Source organism: uncultured Limnohabitans sp., assembly GCF_937889215.1.
Lineage (GTDB): Bacteria > Pseudomonadota > Gammaproteobacteria > Burkholderiales > Burkholderiaceae_C > Limnohabitans_A.
The window spans coordinates 1-8801 of sequence record NZ_CALBEX010000416.1; the positions used below are offsets into that span (position 1 = coordinate 1).

At 59.9% G+C, this 8801-nt stretch carries 11 protein-coding genes and 1 pseudogene; 5 read left to right on the forward strand and 7 right to left on the reverse strand.

Translation table 11 applies throughout. The features are described 5' to 3' along the window. The 3 genes from Q0341_RS10560 to dctP all read right to left on the reverse strand — a co-directional run. Nucleotides 1-462: TRAP transporter large permease subunit (locus Q0341_RS10560; RefSeq protein ID WP_299512997.1), on the reverse strand; the 462-nt coding region annotated here is incomplete at its 3' end. After that, nucleotides 459-989, reverse strand: coding sequence for a TRAP transporter small permease (locus Q0341_RS10565; RefSeq protein WP_199221686.1), 531 nt, complete (start codon nucleotides 987-989; stop codon nucleotides 459-461). The genes Q0341_RS10565 and Q0341_RS10560, both read right to left, overlap by 4 nt. Nucleotides 990-1002: 13 nt before the next feature. After that, the gene (gene dctP, locus Q0341_RS10570) at nucleotides 1003-1998 is read right to left on the reverse strand and encodes a TRAP transporter substrate-binding protein DctP (RefSeq protein ID WP_299512998.1); all 996 of its coding nucleotides are present in this window, start codon (nucleotides 1996-1998) and stop codon (nucleotides 1003-1005) included. Between the two features lie 91 nt (nucleotides 1999-2089). Between dctP and Q0341_RS10575 the strand changes: the two genes are divergently transcribed. Next, the gene (locus tag Q0341_RS10575; RefSeq protein WP_299512999.1) at nucleotides 2090-2785 is read left to right on the forward strand and encodes a GntR family transcriptional regulator; all 696 of its coding nucleotides are present in this window, start codon (nucleotides 2090-2092) and stop codon (nucleotides 2783-2785) included. A 71-nt stretch (nucleotides 2786-2856) separates the two neighbouring features. Here the strand turns inward: Q0341_RS10575 and Q0341_RS10580 are convergent, their stop codons facing one another. Next, nucleotides 2857-3822, reverse strand: coding sequence for a Gfo/Idh/MocA family oxidoreductase (locus tag Q0341_RS10580; protein ID WP_299513000.1), 966 nt, complete (start codon nucleotides 3820-3822; stop codon nucleotides 2857-2859). Between the two features lie 87 nt (nucleotides 3823-3909). Between Q0341_RS10580 and Q0341_RS10585 the strand changes: the two genes are divergently transcribed. Both Q0341_RS10585 and Q0341_RS10590 read left to right on the forward strand, forming a co-directional pair. After that, complete coding sequence (locus Q0341_RS10585) at nucleotides 3910-4278, forward strand: hypothetical protein (protein ID WP_299513002.1); 369 nt, start codon at nucleotides 3910-3912, stop codon at nucleotides 4276-4278. After that, on the forward strand, nucleotides 4275-4835 hold the full coding sequence (locus Q0341_RS10590) for a hypothetical protein (RefSeq protein WP_299513004.1): 561 nt from the start codon (nucleotides 4275-4277) through the stop codon (nucleotides 4833-4835). The genes Q0341_RS10585 and Q0341_RS10590 overlap by 4 nt, the downstream gene beginning before the upstream one ends. Nucleotides 4836-4859: 24 nt before the next feature. On the opposite strand, the gene hemW is transcribed toward Q0341_RS10590, so the two are convergent. Genes hemW through rph form a run of 3 tightly spaced genes read right to left on the reverse strand, consistent with a single transcriptional unit; the run spans nucleotide 4860 to nucleotide 7469 of the window. Next, nucleotides 4860-6071, reverse strand: coding sequence for a radical SAM family heme chaperone HemW (hemW, locus tag Q0341_RS10595; protein ID WP_299513005.1), 1212 nt, complete (start codon nucleotides 6069-6071; stop codon nucleotides 4860-4862). Beyond that, on the reverse strand, nucleotides 6068-6691 hold the full coding sequence (rdgB, locus tag Q0341_RS10600) for an RdgB/HAM1 family non-canonical purine NTP pyrophosphatase (RefSeq protein WP_299513007.1): 624 nt from the start codon (nucleotides 6689-6691) through the stop codon (nucleotides 6068-6070). The genes hemW and rdgB overlap by 4 nt, the downstream gene beginning before the upstream one ends. Nucleotides 6692-6707: 16 nt before the next feature. Then, on the reverse strand, nucleotides 6708-7469 hold the full coding sequence (gene rph, locus Q0341_RS10605; RefSeq protein WP_299513008.1) for a ribonuclease PH: 762 nt from the start codon (nucleotides 7467-7469) through the stop codon (nucleotides 6708-6710). A gap of 175 nt (nucleotides 7470-7644) precedes the next feature. On the opposite strand from rph, the gene Q0341_RS10610 reads away from it, so the two are divergent. Beyond that, nucleotides 7645-8547, forward strand: coding sequence for a YicC/YloC family endoribonuclease (locus Q0341_RS10610; RefSeq protein WP_299513009.1), 903 nt, complete (start codon nucleotides 7645-7647; stop codon nucleotides 8545-8547). A gap of 11 nt (nucleotides 8548-8558) precedes the next feature. Further along, nucleotides 8559-8801: pseudogene (locus Q0341_RS10615) on the forward strand (guanylate kinase); the annotation flags it as partial.

The following is an 8801-nucleotide window of genomic DNA, read 5'->3' on the forward strand; positions in this document are numbered from 1 at the left end:
CAAATTGCCCAGTGTGCCTCCTGCAGCGATCGAACCCGTGGCCAGGTCGGCCTCGTAGCCACGACGGCGCATCTCCGGGATGCCCATCTTGCCAATCGCCGCGCAGGTGGCTGGGGATGAACCGGTCAGGGCCGAAAACAGCGCGCACGCGCCGATGTTGGAAATCACCAACGAGCCGGGCACTTTGTACAACCAGCGGTTCAGGGCTTCGTACAAGTCGCTGCCCGCCCGCGAAGACGCCACCGCAGCCCCCATGATGATGAACATCGGAATGGAGGCCAGTGTGAAATCGTCCAGCCCAGAAAACACGGTGTCGGCCATGTACAGAACCGAGCCCCAACCATCCGACCACACCATGAAAATCAAGGCGGTACTGCCCAGCGCAAACGCGATGGGCATGCCCGTGGCCAACAACAACAAAGCGACGGCAAAAATGATGCCGCCCATCAACAAGGGGGTCATGCCATTTCCTTCATGTCGTGGGCGGCAGGCATGCCGAAAGGCAAATCGCGGCCTGTGGCCAAGGCCCACATGTCCACCACATATTGCAGGCAGACCAACGTCATGCCAACCGGTACGCTCAGGTAAGGAATCCACAAACGGGCATTCCAGATGCTGGGCGTCTTGAGATCCAATTCCCAAGCCTCCCACCACCAATGGGCCGCGCTGTACAAAAAGAGCACGCAAAAGCCCAATGACAAAATGGAGGCCAACCAGGCCAGCGCCAAACGTGCGGAATCGCCCAAGAACATGGGCAGCAAATCAACGTTGACATGCCCACGCGTGAGCAAAATGTAAGGGGCCCCGAGAAACGTGGCCGCCACCAAGGCGAAAGTCACAAATTCGGTTTGCCAGATGGACGATTCTCCAAGCACGGCACGCACGAAGATCATTTGACAAACGACGAACACCGACACGATCATGAGTGCAGCGGCCACGACGCCGCTCCACTCAGACAGACGGCAAACCCATTGGTGCAGCTGTTTCAAGAGAGGCTCCTGCTTACTTGACGGCCAGCGCCTTGTCGATCAGCGCCTTGCCTGTGGGCACGGTCTTGGCAAACTCCGCGTAAGAAGTTTTGGCTGCCACTGCACGCCACATGTCGGCCTGTGCGGCGGTCATGGTGACCACCTTCACACCGGCCTTGTTGTAGGCCTCGACCATCTTGTCGTCGAGCTTCTTGGACTCGGCTGCAAAATAATCTTCTGCTTTTTTGGAGGCCGCCATCAAGGCTGCTTTTTGCGCCGCGTTCAATTTCGCCATGGCTTTTTTGGAGATCAGCACAGGCTCGTACATGAACCACAGCGCCTGGTCACCTGGAGCGGTCAGGCACTTGACTTGCTCGTAGAGTCGGAAGGACACAAAACTGCCAGCCGAGGTGTCTGTTCCCTGCGCCACGCCTTGTTGCAAGGCGCTGTACACCTCACTGGAGGGCACAGAAACAATGGAAGCACCAGCCCCAGCCCACATTTGCGCAAAGGTCGCACCGGCCGAACGGATCTTCAGACCATCCGCGTCCTTCGGCTCCAAAATGCATTTGTCTTTGCCGGCAAAAGCACCCGCCAACCAGGCATCGGCCAACACGTCGACACCGCCACGGTTGATGATGGCGCGGATGTCATCCATGAAAGGGGAGGCGTTGATTTGGCGCGCGTGCGTGTGGTTTTTCACCAAACCAGGCATCAAAGTGGCACCAAACTCGGGGTGAAAGCCGGAGGCGTAATCAAGCGGCAGGGAGGTCATGTCAATTTGACCGCTGAGCATGGCCTTCCATTGCTCTTTGGGCTTGACCAAGCTGGAGCCAGGAAACACTTTGATCGTCAAGCCCACATTGGCTGCTGCGACCTCGCGTGCAATCATTTGCACCATTTCGTCACGCGCATCCCCTTTGCCACCGGGGAATTGGTGCGAAGCCTTCAACACGATATCGGCTTGGGCCGACAGGGCAACGCCAGTCCAAACTGCGATGGCGGCTATATTCTTGAAAACGGGTTTCATGGATGTCTCCTGCTGTTGTATAAAACAGTCGGAATGTTATATGTATGAGCCTGAGCGTTTCCTAGTGGTTTACCCCTGAACACCGATCACCATGAGCACACCCCACCGAACCCGATCCTTGGTTCAGCGCGTTCGCGAACAAATTGAAGACGACATCGTCGAGGGCCGCCTGAGACCGGGCGATCAATTGCACATGGATGACATCGCCGCGCAATACGGCGTCTCGCGAACCCCTGTGCGCGAAGCCTTTCAGCAACTCGAAGCCAGTGGCTTGGTCGAGGTCAGGCCCAAAAGGGGGACCTATGTGGCCAGCATCAGCACCGCCGACCTGATAGAGATGTTCGAGGTCATGGCCGAACTGGAGGCCATGTGCGCGCGCTTGGCCGCCCGGCGTGCCGACAAAACCCTGATCGCAGACCTCTCACAGGCCATGGAACACTGTGAAACCGAGGCAGAAAAAGGCGAAGCCAACACTTACTACCATGCCAACGACACTTTTCACCAGCTGATTTACCGCGCCAGCGGCAATGCCTTTTTGGTGCAAGAGACGATCCAACTGAAAAACCGGCTCAAGCCTTACCGGCGTCTGCAACTGCAAGTTCGCCACCGCTTGGCCCAGTCGGTGGCTGAACACCGCAACTTGGCGCAAGCCATCCGCAGCGGTGAAGAAGAATTGGCCGCCCAGGCAGCACGGCAACACGTTTTGGTGCAGGGGCAAAGGTTCACCGATTTGATCAGCGCGCTCACCCAAAGCCGCCAAGCGAGCGCGAGCCCCGAACGGGCCTGAGCCGAGATGGCCCATCCAACGTGCCAAAACCGCCCCCAATGCCCGTCAGCGGGGCTTGGGGGTTTGGTTTTTCAGGCCTGCCCTGCCAGCATGGCCTCGACCAGCTCTTGCACGGCCAGCGCTTCTTCAGCCGTGGCCAGCTTGTGCGCTTGGCCTTTCAGCCAGGCATCCACTTCGCTCAATTGACGCTGCAGTGCGCTGGTGCGCGGATCTTCGGTCGACCAGTCCAGGGCTTCTTGCCATGGACCACCGTCGGAGCGCCAGAGTTGGTAGAACTCCCTGAATTGGTGGTTCATCCGGCTGCCCCGCACTGTGACTTCTTGCCGATCGGGCTGTTGCCCGCCGGTGGTGGACATGACAGTCACCGGTCGGCCATCGGCCGTGGTCAGCCTGGCGAGCATGTCCAACTCGCACAAAGTGGGGTCTTGCGGGTACCGCGGCCAGGCCTGCTGCAAGGTCAGCGGCCCCATGAAGCGGCCGGCCAGAAACAGAAAATGCGAAATCACCTCGCGGGTGTAGCCCCCTTCATGGCGCAGGCGCAGCCAATCGGCGTCTTTTTGCCAGGCGCGGGGCCATGCGGGGTAGTTCACCACGATGTCAATGCCCAAGATATCGCCCGTTTCCCCGGCATTGATGGCCCTGTGCAACTCCTCAAACCCCCGCGAAGCCGCCTGGGTGAAGTTGACCACCCCGGGCAAACGGGCCTGGCGCAATTGGGCGAGCAGATCGCGGCTTTGGGCGTTGTCGGTGCCCAGCGGCTTTTCCATGAACACGCCCTGTCCTGCGGCGGCAGCTTGCAAAGCATAAGTTTTGCGAGGCCCTGGGGGGCAGGCCAGATACACCACATCGGCCCCGGCCATCGCCGCTTGGGCGCTGGCCGCCACAGGCGCATGGGGCATGACGGCCAAAGTGCTGGCCACCGACGATGCGCTGGGGTCCCAGACCCCACTGATTTCAAACGCAGGATGCTGCAAAGCGTTTTCCAACATGCGCCGGCCCATGATGCCGAGCCCGATGATGGCCATTGTGTGTTTCATGTCTGCCTCCTCCAGAAATCACAAGCTTAACCATACAGCGACCGCTTGATTTTTACTGTCCAAAAATAATTCGATAAAATCACAAATATGGAAAAAACCCAAAGCCCTTTTGCATCCGCTTACCTGCGTTTTCTGCAGTTGGCCAAGGTGGTTCAAGCCTTGCCCGATGGTCAGGAAATGGACGCCAATGAAGTGGCATTGCTCCAATCCGTCGTCTTGTGCTGGTATGAAAACAAGCCGATGACGGTGCGCGTAGCCATCGGACTGGCCGAGCTTGGCTCCCCCGCCACTTTGCACAAACGCATCACACGGCTGCGCGACAAAGACATGCTCAGCACATTGAACCTGGAAGGTGACCGACGCGCCAAATTCCTGATCCCCACGCCGCGCACGCTGGATTACTTCAAACACCTTGGTCAGTCCATGCAACTGGCCCACACAAACATCGCGCCATGATCTTGTTTTTGCGCGATACCTTGGAAAAAACAGCGCTGGCTTTGGCCAGCGCTTTTTTGTTTGTCGGTTTCTTTCGCTTCAACGCTTGGATTTTCTCCACCTTGGCATACGGTGAAGGCATCAGCTGGGTGTTCTTGCCTGCCGGTTTCAGGATCATTTTGGTGCTGGTGCTGGGCTTGCCCGGCGCTGTCGGCCTGACGCTGGACACCTGGTTCATTGACCGTGAGCTGTTCAACCAAGGCGCCACCACACTGGCCATTTTGAATGGTGTGGTGAGCGGCATGATCCCTTGGCTGGTCATGAAATACCTGACCCACCGCCAATGGCTGAGCCCACAGCTGCAAACGCTCAATGCGGCGCAACTGCTGAACTTGATCCTCATTTTTGCGGCCACCAGTGCCATCGGTCACCAACTGGTCTGGGTGCTACTGGAGCGGCCGCATCTCAACATTTGGGTCGACATCTGGCCCATGTTTGTGGGCAACGCCTTGGGGGCCTTGTTGATGCTTTACAGCTTCAAGTTCGTGCTGGACCGGCTGCGCAGCCGCGCCGAGTAATCCGGCTTCACCGAGCCTGCAGGCTCAATCGCTGTCGGCCAAAAACAGGGCTTGCAGATCGCTCAAAAAGTCAAAGCCCTTGTCTGTCGGCCACACCCGGTGCAGGTCGCGGTCAATCAGTCCTTGTGCCTGGGCGGTTGCCAAGCCTTGCTGAATGCTGGTCATGGCCAAACCGGTGCGGTCCACAAAATCGGCCAGGGCAAAGCCCTCACGCAAGCGCAAGGCGTTGAGCATGAATTCAAAAGGCAAGTCTTGGCGTGACACCTCGGTGCTTTGTGTCACCGGTTCGCCCTGCATGGCTTGCTGCAGGTAGAGCGCCGGTTCGCGGTAACGCACTTGCCGCAGCACACGGTGTGCAAAGCTGAGCTTGCTGTGCGCGCCCGCGCCAATGCCCAAGTAGTCACCAAACTGCCAGTAATTCAGGTTGTGCGCACAGGCGTGTCCGGCTTGGGCATAGGCCGACACCTCGTAGCGGTTGAGCCCCGCCAAACCGGTCAGCTCGGTGATGCGGTCCATCATCTCGTAGGCCAAATCCTCTTCCGGCAAGGCAGGCGGAAACTTGGCAAACACCGTGTTGGGTTCGATGGTCAGGTGGTAAATCGAAATGTGTGGTGGGGCAAAGGACAAGGCGGTCTGGATGTCTTGCGACAAACCTGCCAGCGTCTGACCCGGCAAGGCATACATCAGGTCCAGGTTGAAAGTGTCAAACACTTGCGCGGCTTCGGTCACGGCGGCCAGCGCTTGGTCGCGGTCGTGCACCCGGCCCAGCGCTTTGAGGTGCGCGTTGTCAAAGCTCTGCACGCCAATCGACAAACGGGTGATGCCGGCTTGATGAAAGGCCTTGAAACGGTCTTTCTCAAAAGTGCCGGGATTGGCTTCCATGGTGATTTCGGCGTCTGGGGCCAAGCGCACACGGGCACGGATGCCCGAGATCAAGCGGTCAATCGCCTCGGGTGAAAACAAACTGGGCGTGCCCCCGCCTAGAAACACGGTCTGGATGCTGCGGCCCCAAATCAACGGCAAGCTCGCTTCCAGGTCGGTAAACAGCGCGTTGATGTAGGCATCTTGCGTGGCGACCGGGTCGGCACCCGTGCGAAATTCGTGGGAATTGAAGTCGCAATACGGGCATTTCTTGATGCACCAAGGCAGGTGCACATACAGCGACAGCGGGGGTAAAGCGTTCAGTTGCAGCACGCCAGGGCGCATGGCGTGCACCAGATCAAGTTGGGGGTTCATGGCGCAGCACTGTCCAACCAGCGTTCACGCATCAACACCAGCATGGCCTGCGCGGCGCGGCCGCGGTGGCTGTTGGCATTCTTCACCTCGGGGGGCAACTCGGCAAAGGTCTTGCCAAATTCGGGCAAGTACATCACCGGATCAAAACCAAAACCGTTCGTGCCCCGGCGCTCGGGCGTGATTTCAACCACCACCCGGCCCACGGCAATCAAGGGCTCCGGGTCATCGGCGCTGCGCATCGCCACCAGAGTGCTGACCATGGCGGCGCGGCGCTGCTCGGCACCTTGGATACCCTGCATTTGTTCCAGCAAAGCGGTGACGTTGGTGTCATCGCCTTTGGGGTAGCCAAAGCGGGTGGCGTAATAAGCCGTATCCACACCCGGCTGACCGCCAAAAGCATCCACACACAGGCCCGCGTCGTCAGCCAGCGCAGGCATGCCGCTCAGCTGCGCGGCGTGTCGGGCTTTGGCCAGAGCGTTTTCCACAAAGGTTTTGAACGGCTCTGCCGCCTCGGGGATGTTCAGCTCGGACTGGCGCACCAGCGTCATGTGGAGTGGTGCCAACAGGGTTTGCAGCTCGGCCAATTTGCCTGCGTTGTTGGAGGCGAGAACGATTTTCATGAACACGCCCCGCGCTTTAGGCGCTGAAAGTCAAGGTCTGGGGCTCGTCGTGCGCCTGCTTTTGCAGCTGCACCAATTGGGCGATGCCCTTTTCGGCCAGCGCCAACATGCCGTCCATCTCGACACGGGTGAAGGCCACACCTTCCGCCGTGCCTTGCACTTCCACAAAGTGGCCCGCGCCAGTCATGACCACGTTCATGTCGGTGTCGCAGGCCGAGTCTTCGGGGTAATCCAGGTCGAGCAAGGCTGTGCCGCTTTTCAGGCCCACCGAGATGGCCGCCACACGGTCGATGATGGGCGACTCGCTGAGTTTGCCCGTGGTCATGAGCCAGTTGACGGCATCTTGCGCCGCCACAAAAGCGCCCGTGATGCTGGCCGTGCGCGTGCCGCCATCGGCTTGCAAAACATCGCAGTCGAGGTGGATGGTGCGCTCGCCCAGTTTTTTCAGGTCAAACACGGCGCGCAGCGAGCGGCCGATCAGCCGCTGGATCTCTTGCGTGCGGCCGCTTTGTTTGCCGCGTGCGGCTTCGCGGTCGCCACGGGTGTGGGTGGCGCGGGGCAGCATGCCGTATTCGGCCGTGACCCAGCCTTCGCCACTGCCTTTTTTGTGGCCTGGCACCTTTTCTTCGACCGAGGCGGTGCAAAGCACGCGGGTCTGGCCAAACTCGATCAGCACCGAGCCTTCGGCGTGGATGGTGTAGCCCCGGGTGATGCGCACCGAGCGCAAAGCGTCGGCAGCGCGGCCGGAACGGATATAAGAGGCAGGCGAAGTGTTCATGGTGTGAAAAGTGCGTTGAATGCGTGTGCGGAGGTCAGGGCTGGCGGAGAGTTTGCGATAATCCACGGTTTGGCGTCGCACCCTGTGTGGCCCATTTGCAGCGTCCCAGCCGCTTTCTTGACTCTCAAGAAATGCTGCGCTGCCCGAAGGAATTTGACCGATGCCAGTTTACAGTATGACCGGGTACGCCAGCGTGCAGCACAGCCCGCTGCCCACCGATGGCGAGGCCCCTGCCAGCACCAGCCCCACCGCCAGACTGGGCCTGGAAATCCGCTCGGTCAACAGCCGCTTTTTGGACCTGAGTTTTCGCCTGCCCGAAGATTTGCGTCAGCTCGAACCGGGCCTGCGCGAGCTGATCACCCGTCAAATCAAACGCGGCAAAGTCGAAGTGCGTGCCAGTCAGGACGCCGGTGACGGCGCTGCCCTGCAGGCGCCCAATCACCAAGCCCTTCAAAAAATCGCGGCCTTGCAAGACAAGATTCAAGACTGGTTGCCGGGTGCCCGCGCCTTGAGCGTGGCCGATGTACTGCGCATGACGGCAGGCAGCTCGGGCCAAGCCGCACCGGACGAAGCCGCCTGGATGCAACTGGCCGCCCAAGCTGTAGACGCCCTGCGCGAAGCCCGCGCCCGTGAAGGTGCCCGCCTGACCGAGATGCTGCAAGGCCACATTGAACAACTGCGCAGCTTGGCCGAACAGGCCGTGCCGCTGGTGCCGCAGTTGGTCGAGCAGCAGCGCCAGCGCTTTTTAGAGCGCTGGAAAGACGCGATGGCCTTGGCCGACGGCAGCCACCTGCCCGAAGCCGCGCAAGACCGGGCCCTGACCGAAGCCACCGCGTTTGCCATCCGCATCGACGTGGCCGAGGAACTCACCCGCTTGCGCTCGCACCTGGACGAACTCTCACGCCTGCTGACCAAAGGCGGCGACATTGGCAAGCGCTTGGACTTCCTGATCCAAGAGCTGCACCGCGAGGCCAACACCTTGGGCTCTAAATCGGCCGTGCTGGAGATGACCCGCATCTCGGTGGACATGAAAGTGCTGATTGAGCAAATGCGCGAACAAGTCCAGAACATCGAATAAAGAGCCTGAGCATGGATTACCCCGGAAACCTGTTTGTCGTGGCCGCCCCCAGCGGGGCTGGCAAATCCAGCCTGGTCAAGGCCCTGATGGAGCTGGACGCACGCGTGCAACCCACCGTCTCGCACACCACCCGCGCCCCGCGTGGCCAGGAAAAGCATGGCCGCGAATACTTTTTTGCCTCAGCGCAAGAGTTTGACGCGATGGTGTTGGGCGATGCCTTTGTCGAGTGGGCCCATGTGCACGGCCAGCGTTAT